This is a genomic window from Methylobacterium thuringiense (genome assembly GCF_022179645.1).
Taxonomy (GTDB): Bacteria; Pseudomonadota; Alphaproteobacteria; order Rhizobiales; family Beijerinckiaceae; genus Methylobacterium; species Methylobacterium thuringiense.
Map to the genome: position 1 here is coordinate 1 of NZ_BPRA01000015.1, position 18,642 is coordinate 18,642.

Below are 18,642 nucleotides of genomic sequence, written 5' to 3' on the forward strand. Positions count from 1 at the left end.
GGGGATGCGCGCCCGTGTCGGCGACCGTGAAGCAGCAAAAGCGATACGGTTCGGGCAACAACGAAAGCGCCAGCGTCATGTCCAGCCGCCACGTATGCGGAGTGCCGGCCGAGATGCGGGCTTCGGCCTTGGCCGCAGGAAGCGCCCTGCAGGTCCCCGGATAGAGCGGCGCGCCGTCTGGATCGCGCGGGACCGCCCTGCCCTGTCCTTCCAGCTCGGCCACCCGCGCCGCGATCGTCCCGCGCGAGCAGAAGCACGGATAGGCCAGCCCGCGCGCGATCAGCTCGTCCAGGACCGCGCGGTAGAAGCCGAGATGCTCGGACTGCCGGCGAGCGGGCCGCTCATAGGTCAGCCCGAGCCAAGCGAGATCCTCCTCGATCGCGGAGATCAGTTCGGGGCGCGAGCGGCCCGGATCGATGTCTTCGATGCGCAGCAGGCAACGGCCGCCCGTCCGCGCCGCGATTTCAGCATTGAGGAGGGCGGAATAGGCGTGGCCGAGATGCAGGCGGCCGTTCGGGCTCGGGGCGAAGCGGAGGACCGGCCGGGTCACGGATCCGTCGTGCGGTGGAGGCATTCCTGCGGCCCCGGCGTGCAGGCGATGCCAGGCGTCGAGCAGATCGGACCCTCTTCGAGGCGCCGGCAGACGTGGCAGCCGTCGCTCCACTCGGCGCAGGACGGATCGCTGTCGGGGAGAACGGTCTGGGCAGAAGTGGGCCTGTGGGGTGCCGACGGGGCGAGCGACCCGATCACGACGGTCGCGAGCACCAGGGCCGCGATGGCCAGCGCGATCGGACCGTCTCGGCCGGAAGAATCCGTATCTGGCGATGAGGTGGCAACCATGGCGCGATGTCCGCCGGATGGCTCCCGCCTGTCAACGGGCCACATCGTCGAGAACCGGCGGCGGCCCTCAGGCCGCCGCCGAGCCGGATCAGGCCGTTCCGGCCAAAGCCGCCGCCACGGCGCGAGCGAAGGCGACCGGATCGCGTGGGCTGTCTCCGTCCTGGATCCGGGCGAGGTCGAGCAGCGTCCCGGCCGATTCCGAAATGTCCTGGTCGGCCTCGGCCTTGGCGCTGAGCGACTGGATCAGCGGATGGCGCGGGTTGATCTCCAGCACCGGTGAACCGCCGCCGAAGCTGCGGCCGGCGCGGCGCATCAGGCGCTGCATCTGGAGGTCGGGACCCATCCCGGAGGAGGCCAGCACCACGGCGCTGTCGACGAGGCGGTCCGTGATGCGCACGTCCGACACGTCCTTGTCGAGAGCGAGCTTGAGGGCGGCGACGAGCTTGTCGGCCTGCGGCGTCTCGGGTGCGTCGCCCTCAGTCTTCAGCTTGGCGAGGTCGGCCGAGGCCTGCGTTACCGAGCGCAGCGGCTTGTCCTCGAACTTGGCCAGCTGCTCGGGCCAGAACGCGTCGACGTGGTCGGACAGCAGCAGCACCTCGACGCCGCGGGCACCAAAGCCTTCGAGCTGCGGCGACTTTTTCGCGGCCTCGGCATCGTCGGCGACGAGGTAGTAGATCGCCTCCTGTTCCGGCTTCATGCGCGAGACGTAGTCGGCCAGCGTGGTCCAGCCCTCCTGCGTGGTCGAGCGGAAGCGCAGCAACGGCGCGATCTCCGAGCGGCGCTCGAAATCCTCGTAGATACCTTCCTTCAGCACGGGCCCGAAATTCTCGTAGAACGTGATGTAGTCGTCGGCCTTCTCGGCGTTCTTCGAGCGATTGGTCAGCTCGTTGACGACGCGGGTGGTCACGGCGCGGCGGATCTTCTGCAGTGCCGGCGTCGACTGCAGCATCTCTCGTGAGACGTTGAGCGGCAGGTCGTCGGTGTCGACCACACCCGAGACGAAACGCAGCCAGTTCGGTAGCAGCTCGGCCTCGTCGGTGATGAACATGCGGCGCACGTGCAGCCGGACCTTGGAGCGACGGTCGTCCTCCACCGGCATGAACGGCTTCATGCTTGGCAGGAACAGCAACCCCGAGAACTCCAGCGCGCCCTCGGCCCGCCAATGCAGCGTCGCCCAGGGCTCATCGAAGTTGTGGCTGACCGTGCGGTAGAACTCCTTGTACTGCTCTTCCGTAATCTCGGACTTGGACTTGCGCCACAGGGCGGTGCCCTTGTTCGCGGCTTCCTCCTTGCCCTCGTCATCGACGATGACGATCGGCACGGCGATGTTGTCGGCCCACTTCTTCACGACATGGTCGAGCCGGTAGCTTTCGAGATACTCGTCGGCATCGTCCTTGAGATGCAGCACGATGCTGGTACCGGCCTGCTCGCGCTCGGCCCGCTCGATCGTGTAGCTGCCCTTGCCGTCCGAATCCCAGGTCCAGGCCTCATCGGTGCCGGCCTGACGCGAAGTGACGGTCACGCGGTCGGCGACCATGAAGGCCGAGTAGAAGCCGACGCCGAACTGGCCGATCAGGCTCGGGCGCTGGTCCTCGCTGCCCTCGGCAGGTTTGGCGTCGCCGAGCGACTGCGAGAAGGCGCGGGTGCCGGAGCGGGCGATGGTGCCGAGGTTACGCGCCAGATCGTCCTTGCTCATGCCGATCCCGGTATCGGAGATCGTCAGGGTCTTCGCCGCCTTGTCGGGCCTGATCAGGATCTTGGCGTCCGCCGGCAGCGCCACCGCTTCGTTGGTCAGCGCCTCGAAGCGACGGCGATCGGTGGCGTCGGCCGAGTTCGCGACCAGCTCGCGTAAAAAGATCTCGCGGTCCGAGTAGAGCGCATGGACGACGAGGTCGAGCAGCCGCCCGACCTCGGCACCGAACTCGTGCCGCTCCACGTTCGCGTTGACGGTGTCCGTCTCGCTCAAGGCTCGTCTCCCGATAGAGCGCAGGCCGCCGAAGGGGAAACCGGTTCGGCGAAAGCGTGCGCGACAAACAATGGCTCGGAGCCGTGAGGGATCGCGTAGCGGCCCATCACGGCTCCGAGCAAATCGGGGGCGATATGACGTCAGCGGCGGCGCAATTCAATCCGCCAATCAAGATGGAGGGCGGCCAAAGGCGTCCGCGCTCCATCCCGATCGATCAATGCAGCAGGATCGCCGCCTTGGAGAGCGTCTTGTAGATGCCCCACGCGATCGGGATGCCGACGACGGCCCAGGCAGCGACCGCAGTGATGGTGATGCCGCCGCCGCCGATGCCGGCCGAACCCGGCGCCCGCGCCGGTACGGCCCCGCCCTTGGTCTGGAGCGCAGCCACGTCGGCATCGCTCATGAACCAGTGGCGCGCGACCGGCCGGACCAGGAGGTTGCAGACGAAGCCGACCGCGAGGAAGGCGGCGAGCACGTACATGGTGCGGCTGTAGAGCTCGAGCCCTTGCAGTCCGGCGTCGACCTGCTGCTGGCGGATCGCGGTGACGACCACCGGGCCGACGATGCCGGCCGTCGACCAGGCCGTGAGCAGCCGCCCGTGGATCGCGCCGACGAACTGCGTGCCGAACACGTCCGCGAGATAGGCAGGAATCGTGGCGAAGCCGCCGCCATACATCGACAGAATCGCGCAGAAGAACACGACGAACAGCACCGTCGAGCCGAGCCCCGCCGCCCAGGGCGCGCCGGCATAGAGCAGCACGCCGAGGCCGAAGAAGATCGCGTAGGTGACCTTGCGGCCGATCTTGTCCGACATCGAGGCCCAGAAGAACCGGCCGAGGATGTTGAACAGCGACAGCAGGCCGACGAAGCCCGCCGCGATCGCCGCCACCTGGGTCTTGCCGGCCGCATCGAGCTGCCCGAGCCCGACGCCCGGCTGGTCGATGAGGCCGCCCCCGAAGATCTCCTGCAGCATGGGCGAGGCCAGCGCGAGCACGCCGATACCGGCGGACACGTTGAGGCAGAGCACCAGCCAGAGCAGCCAGAACTGCACGGTCTTGTGCGCGTCGTTCAGGTGGACGTGGCCGGAGGCGATCATGCCGCCCTTGGCGGCCGGCGCCGTCCAGCCCTCGGGTGTCCAGCCGGCCGGCGGGACGCGGTAGCCGAAGGCGCCCCCGAGCATGAACACGAGGTAGCCGAGGCCCATCACGGCCAGGGTCTCCCAGACGCCGACGCCGGTGGGCGACTTGAAGGTGTTGATGAGGAGGTCTGCCAGCGGCGAGCCGATCATCGCGCCGCCGCCGAAGCCCATGATCGCCATGCCGGTCGCCATACCGCGCCGGTCGGGGAACCATTTGATCAATGTCGAGACCGGCGAGATATAGCCGAGGCCGAGCCCGATGCCGCCGATCAGGCCCATGCCGAGCCAGATCAGCCAGAGCTGGTGGATGTAGACGCCGAAGGCGCCGATCAGGAAGCCGCCACCCCAGCACAGGGCCGCCGCGATGCCGGCCTTGCGCGGGCCGGCCCGTTCGAGCCAGCCGCCGAACAAAGCGGCCGAGATGCCGAGCATCACGATGCCGATCGAGAACACGATGACGAGGTCGCTGATCCGCCAGTCGCAGGTGGTCGTGAACAGCGCGGTGAAGACGCTCATGTCCGGGCAGGCCTTCGTGGCAGGCTGCCCGATGCTGAGGGAGCGCGACAGCGGCAGCCAGAACACGGACAGGCCGTAGGACATGCCGATGCAGAGATGGATCGCGAGGGCGGCCGGCGGCACCAGCCAGCGGTTGAAGCCGGGTTTGGCGACGATGTTTTCGCGGGAAAGCCAAGTCGGGGCGGCGGCAGGCGAGCCGATCCCCTCCGCAATGTGGGTCGTCATGAACGTCGTCCTCCAGAGCGCTGGCCGCTTGCGGGCCATTGGCGTCGTCGGCTGTCCGCGCGAAGGGTTGAAGCTAAGCGGTTCGAGCCTGCCGCGCAGAGGACAGAGTCGTTCGACTTTTGGCAACTGCCAAAGCCAGATAGAATACATAATAACGTGCCGGAGCGCCGTCCGGCAGATCCAATGCCGGCGCCCCCTTCGGACGCGAGGCCGTTCCGACAGGGGATCCGCCGAAACCGGCCGACGGCTCGGGTCAGGCGGCGATCGGGGCCGCCGTCGAGACGGCTTCGGCGTCGAGGCGATCGTAGGCCCGGTCGAACGCGCTGCGGATCGTGCCGATCGCGTCTTCGACCGCAACCATTGTGGTCAGCGCCATCTCGCCCGGCATCGTCCCCAGCATGCGCCCTGCGGCGGTGATGCGGTGTTCGAGCCGCGTGAGTTCCTCGCCGGCGTCGCAACCGCTAAGCGTCATGAGACGACTTAGCGTTGCTTCGAGAGCATGGGTCAAGACAAGTGTTCTCACACGCTCCTGAAGAAGCGCCCGCTCGCTCTGTTTCATTTTTGGAAGTTCCGCCGATTCGCCAATACACTATCCCACCACCGTGACGGCGACGCAGTTTCCTTTTCGCAACACAGGTGAATCGCCGTGGGCTTTCGCGAAGATTTTCTGCAAGCCGCAGCAACGGCAGCGCGGCTACCCGCCGGCGAGCCCGTCGATCACGTCGTCCGGCACGTCTCCGAAGGCGCCGAGGATGGTGGTGATCGCGTCCCCGCTGCTGCGCGTGTCGACCGCGAATGCGGCCGCGCCGGGCAGCCGGCGGGCGAGCGCCTCGGCCTGCTGCAGGGCGTTGCTCGCGCCCTGCGCGGTGCGGCGCGTCGTCGGCACGAGCCGGCCTGCGACATGCTCGAAGCCCTGAACCCAGAACGCTGTGTCTGCGGCCATTCCGATCGTTCCCGTCGCGCCTCCCCGTGGTGTCGAAACGTAAGCGGCTTGCGGCGCCTCGTCATCGCCCGGCTTGCCCCGGCCCGGCGCGCGTGGTCCTGATCCTGCCTCCCGGGGTCATGTCCGACCCGTCGAGCCCGAAGCCGCCCATGCCCGAAACGCCCGTGTTCTCGTCAGCCGCCGTCGCGGCGCCCCATCACCTCGCGGCGGAGGCCGGGCAGATCGTGCTGGCGCAGGGCGGCAACGCCATCGAGGCGATGGTCGCGATGGCCGCGACCATCGCCGTGGTCTATCCGCACATGAACGGCATCGGCGGCGACGGCTTCTGGCTGGTGCGCGAGCGCGGCGGCCGGGTGCGCGGCATTGAGGCCTGCGGCCCGGCGGGCAGCCTCGCCACGATCCCGCGCTATCGCGAGCGGGGCTACGATGTGCTGCCCGCGCGCGGTCCCGACGCCGCGATCACGGTGGCCGGCACGGTCGGCGGCTGGACACTCGCCCTCGAACTTTCCCGGGCGCTGGGCGGCCGGATGCCGCTCGACAGCCTTCTCTCCGACGCGATCCGCCATGCGAAGCAGGGCTGCAAGGTCTCGCCTTCGGAAGAACGCTACGTGCCGAAGGAGCTCGACACGCTCCACGACGCCCCGAATTTTTCCGCGACCTATCTCGATCGTGGCCAGCCGTTCAGAGCCGGCGACATACGGCGCCAGCCGAAGCTCGCCGCCACGCTCGAACAGCTCGCCCATGCCGGCCTCGACGACTTCTATCGCGGCGACATCGGCCGCGAGATCGCCGCCGACCTGGAGCGGCTCGACGCACCGGTGACGCGGGCCGATCTCAAGGCCTACGCGGCCAAGGAGCGGCAGGCGCTGACGCTGCGGCGGCGCGGGGCCACGCTCTACAATTTCCCGCCGCCGACCCAGGGGCTCGCCGCGCTGGTGATCCTCGGCATCCTCGACAGGCTCGCGGTGAAGCGGCCGGAGAGCACGGCCTATTACCATGCGCTGATCGAGGCGACGAAGCGCGCCTTCACCATCCGCGACGGGGTCGTCACCGATTTCAACCAGCTCGACGTGGACCCGGCGAGCTTCCTGACCCCGGAGCGTCTGGCTCGCGAGGCGGCCGCGATCACCCTGGACCGTGCCGGCCCATTTCCCTCCAGGAAGAACGGCGACGGCGACACGGTCTGGATGGGGGCGATCGACGGCGACGGCATGGCCGTATCGTTCATCCAGTCGGTCTACTGGGAATACGGCTCGGGCACCGTGCTGCCGGCGACCGGCATCTGCTGGCAGAACCGCGGCCTGTCCTTCTCCCTCGATCCGAAGGCCCTGAATCCACTGGAGCCGGGCCGCCGGCCGTTCCACACCCTGATCCCGGCGCTCGCCGCCTTCGACGACGGCCGGGTGATGTCCTACGGCAGCATGGGCGGCGACGGGCAGCCGCAATTCCAGGCCCAGATCTTTTCACGATACGCCGACTACGGGATGTCGATCGCCGACGCCGTCGATGCCCCGCGCCTGCTCTACGGACGCACCTGGGGCGCGGAATCGCTCAGCGTGAAGGTCGAGGACCGCTTCGACCCCGCCTGCATCGCGGCGTTGCGGGGCATGGGCCACGACATCGAGGAACTCGGCGGCGCCTATATCGACGCCCTGGGCCACGCCGGCATGCTGGTGCGCCACCCCCGCAAAGGCCGGATCGAGGCGACCCACGATCCGCGTTCGGATGGCGGCGCGGCCGGGCTGTAGGCACAGTGGGAGGCTTTGCGTGTCGGACGCGAACCGCGATCAGCTCGAGTACTGGAACGGCGAAGCCGGCCAGCGCCGGGCCGCAAGCCAGACGGCCCACGACGCGATCTTTGCCCCGCTGACCGAGGTGCTGTTCGATTGCGCAGCTCTTGCGCCGATTCGTCTTAGGTTCCGCCACCTCGACCAACGGGAGTAGCGTCCTTTTCGGCGAGCCGTTCATAGAGGCTTTTCTCTTCGCCCGACGCATGATCCTGAACGGTCGCAGGTTCGGCATCACTGGCTGTGTTCGGCTTGAGATGGGCATCTGTGCCGCTTTCTTCCGGCCTGAGCGAAGGCCCACCCGTCCCTTTTCCGGGATGGCCGGTCAACTCGTCAATATTTCTAAGAGAGCCACCCTCTTGTTTCTTGCTCGCTTCACTTCCCGGCTTGATCGGTGCCTTCACGATATTCCTCCATTATTATTGTTTGGAGCCAACAAGGCGAAGGAGTGAGTGTTCCCTGCGGCGAATTCGCTCGAATGGTTCGGCCTCTTGACGGAACTGCGCGCCGCCGCGCCCGAGACGGCTGGCCTGCGTGACGTCAGGCAGCAGCCTAATCGGTCTGTATAGGAAGGCCGCGCGAAAACCCGACCCTGGCACATGCCTTGCTCGACCCTCCCAAACGGGAGTGAATGATGAATACACCCTCAGCCGGCACGCGATGGATCCAGCTCGGGCTCGGGCTGATCGTCATGATGACGATCTCCAGCCCCCAATATGTCTGGACGCTCTTCGTAAAGCCGTTCCAGGCGACGACGGGTTCTGGCCTGCCGGCGGTGCAGGTGACGTTCACGCTGCTGATCGTGCTGCAGACCTTCTTCTCGCCGGCCCAGGGCTGGCTGATCGAGCGGTTCAGTGCCAAGGGCATGATCGCGCTGGGCGCGGCGTTGAGCGGCGCCGGCTGGGCGGCGGCCTCGCAGATCGATTCGCTCTATGGGCTCTACGCCACCTACGGCGTGCTCTGCGGGCTCGGCACCGGCATCGTCTATGTCGGCATCATCGGGCTGATGGTGCGCTGGTTTCCCGAGCGCCGGGGCTTTGCCGCGGGCGTGGTCGCCGCCGGCTATGGCATGGGCGCGATCGCCACCACCTTCCCGATCTCCGACATGATCGCGGCGTCCGGCTATCGCCACGCGCTGCTGGTGTTCGGCGCGATCCTCGGCGTGGTCGGCTTCATCGCGGCGCTCGGCCTGCGCCCGCCGCAGCTCGGCGAGACCCCCGAGATCCCGGCCGACAAGGTCGCCAGCGCCGCCCGCGACGTGCCCCCGAAGACGATGCTCAAGACGCCTTTGTTCTGGCTGATGTTCGCGATGATGGCGATGATGTCGACCGGCGGCCTGATGGTGGTGGCGCAGTTCGCGGCCTTCTCGAAGGAGTTCGGCGTCGCCGACGCCCTCGTGTTCGGCTTCGCGGCGCTGCCCTTCGCGCTCACCTTCGACCGGGTCACCAACGGCCTGACCCGGCCGTTCTTCGGCTGGGTCTCCGACAATGTCGGCCGCGAGAACACGATGGCGTTCGCCTTCGCGCTGGAGGCCTGCGCCATCGCGCTGCTGCTCGCCTTTCGCGAAAACGCCTACGCCTTCGCCTTGCTCTCGGGCGTGGTGTTCTTCGCCTGGGGCGAGATTTTTTCGTTGTTCCCGAGCACGCTCACCGACACGTTCGGGACCAAGCACGCGACCACGAATTACGGCTTCCTCTACATGGCGCAGGGCGTGGGCTCGCTGCTCGGCGGCCCCTTCGCGGCGATGATCCACGACGCGGCCGGGAGCTGGGTGCCGGTATTCTGCATCGCCATCGGGCTCGACCTCGTCACCGCGGCCCTCGCCTGGTTCGTGCTGAAGCCGGCACGGCGGGCGTATCTCGGGGTTCCTGTGCCGGCGGTACCGGCCTTGGCCGAGCCGCTCGCGGCCAAACCCCTGGCCGCCTGAGGATCGGCTCCGACTCGCCAATCGGGAACGGCGCGGGTACCGGGAACGCTCGACAATTCCGGCTCCCCGAAGCGCCCCGATTATGACCCTCCACCAGCAGGCTGCGTCGCCCTGGCTCACCATCGTCGGCATCGGCGAGGACGGGCGTGCCGGGCTGTCGCCGGCCGCGTCCGCGGCGCTCGATGCGGCGGAGGTGGTCTGGGGCGGGCGGCGGCATCTGGCGCTGGCTGCGCCGCTTAGCGCCGAGGCGCATCTCTGGCCGAGCCCGATCTCGGACGCCTACGAAACAATCCTGGCGCGGCGCGGCCGGCCGACCTGCCTCTTGGCCACCGGCGACCCGTTCCATTACGGCATCGGCGCCGAGATCGCCCGGCTCGTGCCGCCGGCCGAGATCCGGGCCTACCCCCAGCCCTCCGCCTTCAGCCTCGCTGCCGCGCGCCTCGGCTGGCCAATCGCCGAGACCGCCTGCCTGACGCTGCACGGCCGGGCGCTCACCCGCATCGTTCCGGCCCTCCAGCCCGGCGCGCGCCTGCTGGTGCTGTCCTGGGACGGCACGACGCCGGCAGCCGTCGCCGCGCTTCTGGTCGAGCGCGGGTTTGCGCGGTCGCGGCTCACCGTACTCGAAGCGATGGGCGGCCCGCACGAGCGTATTTTTGTGAGTGAAGCCGTCGCGTTCGCGTCCGACCGAAAAATCGAGCCGCTGAACACGCTGGCGATCGAGGTTGTGGCCGAGCCCGGCGCCCGGGTGCTGCCGTTGGCGACCGGCCTCGACGATGGATGGTTCGAGAATGACGGGCAGCTCACCAAGGCCGAGATCCGGGCAGTGACGCTCTCGGCTTTGGCGCCCTTCGCCGGGGCGTTGCTTTGGGATGTCGGGGCCGGGGCCGGCTCGATCGCCATCGAATGGTGCCTGCGCCATCCCGCCAACCGTGCGCTCGCGATCGAAGCGCGGAGCGACCGGGCGGAGCGGATCGGACGGAACTGCGAAAACCTCGGCGTGCCGGAGCGCGTAAGCATCGTCGAGGGCCCTGCCCCGGCGGCGCTCGCCGGATTGGCGCCCCCCGATGCCGTCTTCATCGGCGGTGGCATCTCCCGGTCCGGCGTGCTCGCCGCCTGCCGCGATGCGTTGCGCTCCAGCGGCCGGCTCGTCGCCAACGCGGTGACGCTCGAAGGCGAGGCGGCGTTGCTCGCGATGTTTTCGGAGATGGGCGGCAGCCTGCGCCGGCTCTCCGTGGCGAAGGCCGCCCCCGTCGGCGGCCTCACCGGCTGGCGGCAGGCGATGCCGGTGACGCAGTGGGTCTGGACAAAGCCGTGACGCCCCGGCGCGACGTGGTTGCCGGGGTCGGGTTTCGGCACGCGACGACGTCGGAGGAGATCGTCGCGCTTGTGCGGAGCGGGCTCGCAACGGCGGGCGTGCCGGCGGGCCGGCTGAACGCACTCGCCACTGCCGACGACCGGGCCGACAAGATTGCCTTTCGCGCGGCGGCAGTGGTTCTGGGCTGCGAGACGATCGGCTTGCCGCCGGAGGCTCTGCGCTCAGTCGATGACCGAGTACCGACCCGTTCGGTCCGGATCGAGGCGGAGCGCGGCGTCGGCTCGCTTGCGGAAGCCGCCGCGCTCGTCGGTGCGGGCGAACGCGCGATGCTGATCCTGCCGAGGATCGCCAGTGTCGGCGCAACCTGCGCCCTCGCGCTGGTGTTCGATTCCGAATAGAGCCCTTCGGCACTGCCGCAACCGGCACTCCCGACGTCCTCATACTGAGGTGCTGCGCAGCAGCCTCGAAGCACTCCTGACCGCTGATCCCCGGCTCACGCCTCGGGAGAGGTCGCGGGGTGCTTCGAGGCCCGCTTCGCTGGCACATCAGCATAAGGGGCGTTGGGGGTGCCGTTTGCGGGGCGCTCACGCTCACCTGCCGTCTGCCCATGGCCAAAAAAGCATGACCGTCCATTTCGTCGGAGCCGGCCCGGGCGCGGCCGATCTCGTCACCGTTCGCGGGCGCGATCTGATCGCGGCCTGCCCCGTCTGCCTGTATGCCGGCTCGCTGGTGGCGCCGGAAATCCTGTCATGGTGCCCGGCAGGCGCGCGGATCGTCGATACGGCGCCGCTCGATCTCGATGCCATCGTGCAGGAAATCGTCGCGGCACATGAGCGCGGACAGGACGTGGTGCGGCTGCATTCCGGCGACCTCTCGGTCTGGAGCGCACTGGCCGAGCAGACCCGCCGGCTCGACCAGCTCGGCATCCCCTACACGGTGACGCCGGGCGTGCCCTCGTTCGCGGCAGCGGCGGCGCTGCTGCGGCGGGAGCTGACGGTGCCGGGGCTGACGCAATCCGTCGTGCTGACGCGGACCTCGGGCCGGGCGAGCGCGATGCCGGAGCGCGAGACGCTCGCCGCCTTCGCCGCCACCGGTGCGACGCTGGCGCTGCATCTCTCCATCCACGTGATCGACACCCTGGTGCCCGAGCTGATCCCGTTCTACGGGGCGGACTGCCCCGCCGCCGTGGTGTTCCGCGCGACCTGGCCCGACGAGCAGGTGCTGACGGGCACGCTGGCGACGGTCGCCGCAGCTGTCGCGGCGGCCAGGCTGGAGCGCACGGCGCTGATCCTCGTCGGCCCGGCGCTCGATCCCGAAAACTTCGCGGAATCCGCGCTGTACTCCACCGGCTACGATCGACGCTTCCGGCCGGGCTTCGGTGACGGCGCCAAGGGAGACGAGGCATGAGCGCACGCGGTCTCGTCATCGCCGCACCCCGGTCGAGCTCGGGCAAGACCACGGTGACCCTGGCACTGTTGACGGCCCTGCGCCGGCGCGGCGTCGCGGTGCGTGGGGCGAAATGCGGTCCCGATTACATCGATCCGGCCTTCCACGAGGCCGCGACGGGTTTTCCGAGCATCAACCTCGACAGCTTCGCCATGTCGGACGGCCTGCTCGCCACGGCGGCCGCGCTCGCCGGCCGCGATGCCGATCTCGTCGTCGCCGAGGGCTCCATGGGCTTGCATGACGGCATCGTCGCGGGCGAAGGCCGGACCGGCGCGAATGCCGACATCGCGGCGCGGTTCGGCTGGCCGGTGCTGCTGGTACTCGACGTCTCCGGCGCGGCGCAATCGGCGGCGGCGGTGGCGCTCGGCTGTGCGATGTACGATCCGCGCATCCGCATCGCCGGCGTGGTGCTCAACAAGGTCGCGAGCCCGCGCCACCGGCGGCTGGTCGAGGCCGGGCTGACGCGCATCGGCATTCCCGTGCTCGGCGCGCTGATGCGCGATGCCGGCTTGGTGCTGCCGGAGCGCCATCTCGGCCTCGTCCAGGCCGGCGAGACTGCCGACCTGCTGGCCCGCCTCGAACGTCTGGCCGATCTCGGGGAGACTTCGCTCGATCTCGACGCGATCGTGGCAGCGGCGGGCGGGAGCGTTCCCGAGGCGGCGGGTGCCCTGCCCTCGCCGCCCGGACAGCGGGTCGCCGTGGCGCGCGATGCCGCGTTCTCGTTCCTTTACCCGCACCTGATCGCGGGCTGGCGGGCAGCGGGGGCCGAGATCGTGCCGTTCTCGCCACTGGCCGACGAAGCGCCGATGCCGGATTGCGATGCCTGCTGGCTACCCGGCGGCTATCCCGAACTCCATGCCGGCCGGATCGCCGCGGCTACGCGCTTCCTCGACGGCCTCCGCACATTCGGCGAGCAAAAGCCCGTCCACGGCGAGTGCGGCGGCTACATGGTGCTCGGCGAGAGCCTGGAGGATGCGGACGGCACGGTGCACGCCATGGCCGGCCTGCTGCCGGTGGCGACCTCGTACAAAGCGCGCAAGCTCCATCTCGGCTATCGCATCGCGACGCTGCTCGGCAACGGCATGCTTGGCCGCGCGGGTGCACGGCTCGTCGGCCACGAGTTCCACTACGCAGCGGAGCTGACGCAGCCGCCCGTCGCCGAGAACGCGCTCGCGCGCGTCACCGATGCGGAAGGTGTCGCCATCGGCCTCGCCGGCCACCGACGCGGGCGCGTCAGCGGAAGCTTCTTCCACCTGATCGCGGGCGAGACGCTCTGAACGTCCCGTCCGAATCGGCGGCTCAAGCCTCGGCGGGGACGGGCGATCCGGCCGTCTTCCTGTCCATGCGCGCGGCGGTGCGCACGATGGCGAGAAGGTCGCGGCGCAGGTCGTCGTCCTCGATCGAGGCGTAGGCGCGCAGCACTTCGATCGCGCCCTGGGCCGAGAGGAAGCCGAACACGTCGGGCGACTTGCCCTCGGCGCTGTCCCTGGCCTCGTCACCCGCGAAGAAGGCGGCGACCGGAACTTCGAGGAGGCGGGCGATCTCGCTGAGCCGGCCGGCGCCCACGCGGTTCTGGCCCTTCTCGTATTTCTGGACCTGCTGGAAGGTCACGCCGACGGCGGTGCCGAGGGCGGTCTGGCTCAGGCCGCGCGCCTTTCGCAACGCCGTGATCCGCAGGCCGACGAGCCGGTCGACGTCGGTAGTTTGTTTAGGCATCATCGTGCACCGGTCCTGCCACTCCGTCACGCACCATCCCGAGGACCACCGGGCAGGCACGTGATCGCGCCATCGGCGCTGTTCCACGGTCGTGCTTCGACGACCGTTTCCGTCTATGCCGCGAATCGGAGATGTCCGTTGCCGAAACCTCCCAACCCTTGTTCGGCTCGGCGCGGAAACCAGCGTCAGGCGATTCGGAAGAGGCGCCCGACGCGATCGATTGTCGCGCCCCTAGCTTCACCATAACTCATAGGTTAATTGCAACCCTCGAATAATGTGCAGCGGCACGTACCTCTCGGTAGTTGCCCCTTGATTTTTACTCGGCCGCAGAGTTCGCGCGAGTTTTCGAGAGTGCTTCCGCCACGTGGTATGACTACGCAGGCACGCGTGGCAGCGGATCAAACAGACTGAACCTAGGGAAAACGCATGTTCATCGCTATGAATCGCTTCAAGGTCGTCAAGGAAGCCAGGGAGGACTTCGAACAGGTCTGGCTCGGCCGCGACAGTCATCTCGGCGAGATGGACGGTTTCGTCGAATTCCACCTGTTGCGCGGGCCGGAGGCGGAGGATCACGTCCTCTACGCCTCGCACACGGTCTGGCGCTCCAAGGCCGACTTCGAGGCCTGGACGCGGTCCGAGCAGTTTCGCAAGGCGCATGGCCGCGTGCCGAGCACCAAGCCGCTCTATCTCGGCCACCCGCAATTCGAGGGGTTCGAGGCGATCACGGGCTCGGCCTCGCGCAGCGCGGCCAAGTCCGACGCCGCCGAGTAGGGGGTGCCGTGCCGGGTGGGCTTAGCCCGCCCGGTTCCGCGGCAGGAAGGCCGCGAACAGGCCGATCAGGGGCAGGTAGGCGCAGAGCGCGTAGACATGCTCGATGCTGGTATGGTCGGCGAGTTCGCCGAGAACCGCCGCCCCGATGCCGCCCATGCCGAAGGCGAAGCCGAAGAATAGTCCGCCGACGAGCCCGATCCGGCCGGGCAGCAATTCCTGCGCGTAGACCAGGATCGCCGGCATCGCCGAGGCGAGGATCAGTCCGATCGGGACCGTCAACGCCACCGTCCAGAACAGGTTGGCGTAAGGCAGCGCCAGGGTGAAGGGCAGCACGCCGAGGATCGAGCCCCAGATCACCGGCTTGCGCCCGAAACGGTCGCCGATCGGCCCGCCGAGGATGGTACCGGCCGCCACCGAGCCGAGGAAGACGAACAGGTAGACCTGCGACTGCGCGATTCCGACCCCGAAGCGGTGGATCAAATAGAACGTGTAGTAGGACGAGAAGCTCGCCATGTAGAAGTATTTGGAGAAGATCAGCGCCAGCAGGATCGCGATCGTTGCGACGATCCGGGTGCGGCTCAGACCTCCGCCGGAGACCGACGGCGTCTTGCGGGGCGTGCGCGGCGCCGCGCGCAGGCGCTCCGCGTACCAGCGCCCGACGATCGTCAGCACCACCATCCCCGCCAATGCGGCGAGCGAGAACCACGCGACGCTGCCCTGGCCGTTCGGGACGACGATGAAGGCGGCGAGCAGCGGCCCGAGCGCCGTCCCGGTGTTGCCGCCGACCTGGAAGACGGATTGCGCGAGGCCGTAGCGCCCGCCCGATGCCATCCGCGCGACCCGGCTCGCCTCGGGGTGGAAGATCGCGGAGCCGAGGCCCACCAGCCCGGCCGCGGCGAGCAGCACGCCGTAGACCGGCGCCAGCGAGAGCAGCACCAGCCCCGCCAGCGACACGGTCATGCCGGCGGCGAGTGAAAACGGCAGCGCCCGCCTGTCGGTATAGAGGCCCACCACGGGCTGCAGCACCGAGGCCGTGACCTGGAACACCATCTGGATCAGGCCGATCTGCCCGAAATCGAGGGCGAAGCTCACCTTCAGCAGCGGGTAGATCGCCGGCAGGAGCGATTGGATGGTGTCGTTGAGAAGGTGCGAGAGCGAGAGGCCGAACAGGATCGCATAGGTCGGCGCAGCAGCGGGTGGGAACTGGGCCGGACCGCCGCCGGCCTTGACCTGAAGCGGCATGGTCGGGTCCGTCTCTCTCGCCATCGGGTTTCGGGGACGTCGCTCTCCCCGGTCCGGCCGTCAAGAGCAGAGCGGATGCGCCGACATCCCTCGATACGATTGCGCGAATATCACCCAATCCCGACCGCGCGGGTACAAATCTACGTATTTTTCGGCTGTGTGCATGCGCAGTCGGCTCTCGCCGTGCAGCACCATCCTAGGTTAACCATGAATACAATCTTTCGACCGGAAATTGCCGGCCGGGATCGCGCGTCACGCCGCCTCGAATACGGCGGACGGCGTCGTGTTGCGTGCGTAACGGGGCCCGGCCGCGGATAAGCGCCTCGCTCGAAACGATCGGCCCCGTAAGGGCTCGGAGATTGCTCTGAACCGGTCAAATCCCTTCGGACGAGGCTTCGATGTCTCGTTCCGGGACACTTTCCGGGTTCACCGCGAAACAGCGCGAGCGACATGTATCAGGACCGCGTCACCGGACCCTTCCGTCTCCTGCCCAAGGCCGGCGAGCGCCGCCGCGCCGTCTGGACCGCTCTCCTGCCACGTCGCGGACGGGCGGCGTTCCGCTTCTCGATCTCGGCCTCCCTGGCGCTGGCGGACCTCCTGGCGATCACCCTCGTCGGCCTCGGCATCGAGGTCGCGTATTTCTACGGCTTCACCGGCGAGTTCCTGCCGCTTCGGTCGAGTCTGAGCCTGCAGCTGTCCGGCCTGATCGGCGCGACGGTGCTTCTGACCAACCTCGTGCGCGAGGAATACAGCATCGAGAACTACCTCGCGCAGAGGAAGCACCTGAAGCGCACGGCGACGCTGTGGCTGATGGCCTGGGCCGTCGCCCTGCTGATCGGCTTCGCCACCAAGACCACCAACGACTTCTCCCGCGTGGTGGCGCTGGTGTTCTTCCTCGCCGGCCTGCCGACCGTGCTCGCGGTGCGCGGCACCATGGTCTGGCTCGTCCGCAACGCCGTCACCCCGACCTCGGCCTCGGTGAGCCGCATCCACCTCGTCGGCTACGAGGAGGACATCACCCGCTTCTACGAGAACAACGACGCCGACGCGCTCGGCCTGCGCGTCATCGGTACGAGCTACCTGCGCCGTTCGGAGCGGGAGGCGGATGCCGGCAGCCGGCAGGCGCTGCTCGCCGAGGATCTCGATCTCGCCGTCTCCGTGGTGCGCTTCCTGCGGCCCGACGACATCTTCGTGCTGGTGCCGTGGGCCGAGACGGCCGATGTCGAGCGCTGCATCGACGCCTTCCTGCGCGTGCCGGCCGCCCTGCACCTGCGCCCCGGCGCCATGCTCGACCGCTTCCCCGACCTACAGGTCGCCCGCGTGGGCCGCCTCAACGGCCTCAACATCGGCCGCCGCCCGCTGACGCTGGCCGAAGTGCTGATCAAGCGCTGCCTCGACGTGACGCTGGCGCTCGTCGCCCTCGTCCTGCTCGCGCCGCTCTTCGCCGCGGTGGCCGTGCTGATCAAGATGGACAGCCCCGGCCCGGTCTTCTTCCGGCAGCGCCGCTACGGCTTCAACCAGCAGGCCTTCGGCGTCTTCAAGTTCCGCAGCATGAAGACCGAGAAGAACGCCGTGTTCCGCCAGGCGAGCCGCGTCGACAGCCGCATCACCCGCGTCGGCGCCGTGCTGCGCCGGACGAACATCGACGAGTTGCCGCAACTGCTCAACGTGATCACCGGCGAGATGTCCCTCGTCGGCCCGCGTCCGCATGCGCTCGCCCACGACCGCAGCTTCGAACGCCGCATCGCCCTCTATGCCCGCCGCCACAACGTGAAGCCCGGCATCACCGGCTGGGCCCAGGTCAACGGCTTCCGCGGCGAGACCCTGACCGATGCCGACATGGAAAAGCGCGTCCAGGCCGACCTTCATTACATCGACAACTGGTCGATCTGGCTCGATCTCAAGATCATGGTCCAGACCGTGATTTCGCCCCGCGCCTACAAGAACGCCTTCTGATCCCGACAGGCGATGAGCCCGGCTCATCGCCTGTCGCCCACGCGACTTCGGGCGTCCGCCGCCCGGGCCGCGCCAACTCACGCCTCCCCGAGAAGCCGCTCGTATTCGGCCTCGGCCAACCCGTAGGCGTCGCCGGCCACCTCCAGCAGCTTGTCCCTGTCGAGCACCGTGATCCGGCCGCGCCGGGCCTGGATCATGCCGCCGCCCTCCAGCATGTGCGTCGCCGTGGTCACGCCGGGGCGGCGCACGCCGAGCATCAGCGAGAGGAACTCGTGGGTGAGCGGCAGTTCGTCCCGACCGAGACGGTCCTGCGTCATCACGATCCAGCGGGCCAGCCGCGCCTCGATGGTGAGGTCGGCATTGGCGTAGACCGTCTGCCCAACCTGCACGATCAGGCTCTGGACGTAACGGCCGAGCACGCCGCGCAACGCCGGGCTGGCATCGAGGGCGGCATGCAGGGCGGCGGCCGGAACGGCGAGCGCCCGCCCCTCGGCCTGGACCAGCGAGACGTGGGGTGAGCGGTCCGTGCCCAGCACGAGCGGCAGCCCGGTCATGCCCTCGTAGCCGACGATGCCGATCTCGATACGCCCGCCGGCGGTGTTGGCCGTGTCGGCCACGACCGAGATCAGCCCCTCCTCGATGAAATAGGCGTGGGCGATCGGCTCATGCGCCGCGATCAGGATCTGCCGCAACGACAGCGAGACCGGCTCCAAGGCGGGTGCCAGGCGCTCGAAATCCTGGGTTGCGAGAAGGCGGAGGAGACGGTTGCGGATTTGCGATTGCTGAAGCGGAGGCAAGGCCGTGCTCGACGTCGAGGACAAGAACACGGTGCCGTCTCCCACCCGCCTGTACCC

Annotated in this window: 19 protein-coding genes; 9 read left to right on the forward strand and 10 right to left on the reverse strand. The window is 68.7% G+C overall.

The annotated features are described in order from the left end of the window. The 6 genes from MFF07_RS16215 to MFF07_RS16240 form a co-directional block, all read right to left on the reverse strand. Positions 1 to 574 (reverse strand): glutamate--tRNA ligase family protein (locus tag MFF07_RS16215; RefSeq protein WP_373322368.1); only part of this gene is annotated, 574 nt, incomplete at its 3' end. Beyond that, positions 547 to 840, reverse strand: coding sequence for a hypothetical protein (locus MFF07_RS16220; protein WP_147818110.1), 294 nt, complete (start codon positions 838 to 840; stop codon positions 547 to 549). The genes MFF07_RS16215 and MFF07_RS16220, both read right to left, overlap by 28 nt. 88 nt (positions 841 to 928) lie before the next feature. Next, complete coding sequence (gene htpG / locus MFF07_RS16225; protein ID WP_238232375.1) at positions 929 to 2,806, reverse strand: molecular chaperone HtpG; 1,878 nt, start codon at positions 2,804 to 2,806, stop codon at positions 929 to 931. Positions 2,807 to 3,020: 214 nt separating this feature from the next. Next, positions 3,021 to 4,685 carry an OFA family MFS transporter gene (locus tag MFF07_RS16230; RefSeq protein WP_147818112.1) on the reverse strand — a complete coding sequence of 555 codons (1,665 nt, stop codon included), beginning with the start codon at positions 4,683 to 4,685 and terminating at the stop codon, positions 3,021 to 3,023. 253 nt (positions 4,686 to 4,938) lie between these two features. Continuing rightward, positions 4,939 to 5,157 carry a hypothetical protein gene (locus tag MFF07_RS16235; RefSeq protein WP_238232376.1) on the reverse strand — a complete coding sequence of 73 codons (219 nt, stop codon included), beginning with the start codon at positions 5,155 to 5,157 and terminating at the stop codon, positions 4,939 to 4,941. Between the two features lie 222 nt (positions 5,158 to 5,379). Next, positions 5,380 to 5,628 (reverse strand): hypothetical protein, encoded by a 249-nt coding sequence (locus tag MFF07_RS16240; protein ID WP_147818114.1) that lies wholly within the window; start codon positions 5,626 to 5,628, stop codon positions 5,380 to 5,382. 149 nt (positions 5,629 to 5,777) lie between these two features. On the opposite strand from MFF07_RS16240, the gene MFF07_RS16245 reads away from it, so the two are divergent. Next, positions 5,778 to 7,376: a gamma-glutamyltransferase family protein gene (locus tag MFF07_RS16245; RefSeq protein ID WP_147818115.1), complete on the forward strand. Its 1,599-nt coding sequence runs from the start codon at positions 5,778 to 5,780 to the stop codon at positions 7,374 to 7,376. 19 nt (positions 7,377 to 7,395) lie between these two features. Further along, positions 7,396 to 7,572, forward strand: a complete 177-nt coding sequence (locus MFF07_RS16250; protein WP_187272586.1) for a hypothetical protein — start codon at positions 7,396 to 7,398, stop codon at positions 7,570 to 7,572. Here the strand turns inward: MFF07_RS16250 and MFF07_RS16255 are convergent. Then, positions 7,541 to 7,819 carry a hypothetical protein gene (locus tag MFF07_RS16255; protein ID WP_238232377.1) on the reverse strand — a complete coding sequence of 93 codons (279 nt, stop codon included), beginning with the start codon at positions 7,817 to 7,819 and terminating at the stop codon, positions 7,541 to 7,543. The two genes, MFF07_RS16250 and MFF07_RS16255, sit on opposite strands and share 32 nt — an antisense overlap. A gap of 230 nt (positions 7,820 to 8,049) precedes the next feature. Here MFF07_RS16255 and oxlT point away from each other — a divergent pair, with 230 nt between their 5' ends. The 5 genes from oxlT (at position 8,050) to MFF07_RS16280 (ending at position 13,380) form a co-directional block, all read left to right on the forward strand. Next, positions 8,050 to 9,342: an oxalate/formate MFS antiporter gene (gene oxlT, locus MFF07_RS16260; protein WP_147818127.1), complete on the forward strand. Its 1,293-nt coding sequence runs from the start codon at positions 8,050 to 8,052 to the stop codon at positions 9,340 to 9,342. Between the two features lie 82 nt (positions 9,343 to 9,424). Continuing rightward, entirely contained in the window at positions 9,425 to 10,657 is a 1,233-nt protein-coding gene (gene cbiE / locus MFF07_RS16265; protein WP_147818117.1) for a precorrin-6y C5,15-methyltransferase (decarboxylating) subunit CbiE, read from the forward strand. Beyond that, a complete protein-coding gene (locus MFF07_RS16270; protein ID WP_238232378.1) occupies positions 10,636 to 11,055 on the forward strand; it encodes a cobalamin biosynthesis protein in 420 nt (139 codons plus the stop codon). Before cbiE ends, MFF07_RS16270 begins: the two co-directional genes overlap by 22 nt. Positions 11,056 to 11,278: 223 nt before the next feature. Continuing rightward, on the forward strand, positions 11,279 to 12,064 hold the full coding sequence (gene cobM, locus MFF07_RS16275; protein WP_147818119.1) for a precorrin-4 C(11)-methyltransferase: 786 nt from the start codon (positions 11,279 to 11,281) through the stop codon (positions 12,062 to 12,064). Beyond that, positions 12,061 to 13,380 (forward strand): cobyrinic acid a,c-diamide synthase CobB, encoded by a 1,320-nt coding sequence (locus tag MFF07_RS16280; RefSeq protein ID WP_147818120.1) that lies wholly within the window; start codon positions 12,061 to 12,063, stop codon positions 13,378 to 13,380. The genes cobM and MFF07_RS16280 overlap by 4 nt, the downstream gene beginning before the upstream one ends. Before the next feature lie 22 nt (positions 13,381 to 13,402). Here MFF07_RS16280 and MFF07_RS16285 read toward each other — a convergent pair whose 3' ends face one another. Next, the gene (locus MFF07_RS16285; RefSeq protein ID WP_147818121.1) at positions 13,403 to 13,822 is read right to left on the reverse strand and encodes a helix-turn-helix domain-containing protein; all 420 of its coding nucleotides are present in this window, start codon (positions 13,820 to 13,822) and stop codon (positions 13,403 to 13,405) included. Positions 13,823 to 14,245: 423 nt separating this feature from the next. On the opposite strand from MFF07_RS16285, the gene hmuQ reads away from it, so the two are divergent. Then, positions 14,246 to 14,590, forward strand: a complete 345-nt coding sequence (gene hmuQ, locus MFF07_RS16290) for a heme-degrading protein HmuQ (RefSeq protein WP_147818122.1) — start codon at positions 14,246 to 14,248, stop codon at positions 14,588 to 14,590. A 21-nt stretch (positions 14,591 to 14,611) separates the two neighbouring features. On the opposite strand, the gene MFF07_RS16295 is transcribed toward hmuQ, so the two are convergent. Next, positions 14,612 to 15,832 (reverse strand): MFS transporter, encoded by a 1,221-nt coding sequence (locus MFF07_RS16295; protein WP_187272588.1) that lies wholly within the window; start codon positions 15,830 to 15,832, stop codon positions 14,612 to 14,614. Between the two features lie 450 nt (positions 15,833 to 16,282). Between MFF07_RS16295 and MFF07_RS16300 the strand changes: the two genes are divergently transcribed. After that, the gene (locus tag MFF07_RS16300; protein WP_147818124.1) at positions 16,283 to 17,788 is read left to right on the forward strand and encodes an exopolysaccharide biosynthesis polyprenyl glycosylphosphotransferase; all 1,506 of its coding nucleotides are present in this window, start codon (positions 16,283 to 16,285) and stop codon (positions 17,786 to 17,788) included. Between the two features lie 77 nt (positions 17,789 to 17,865). Here the strand turns inward: MFF07_RS16300 and MFF07_RS16305 are convergent, their stop codons facing one another. Next, a complete protein-coding gene (locus tag MFF07_RS16305) occupies positions 17,866 to 18,585 on the reverse strand; it encodes a Crp/Fnr family transcriptional regulator (protein ID WP_147818128.1) in 720 nt (239 codons plus the stop codon). Positions 18,586 to 18,642 lie beyond the last annotated feature (57 nt).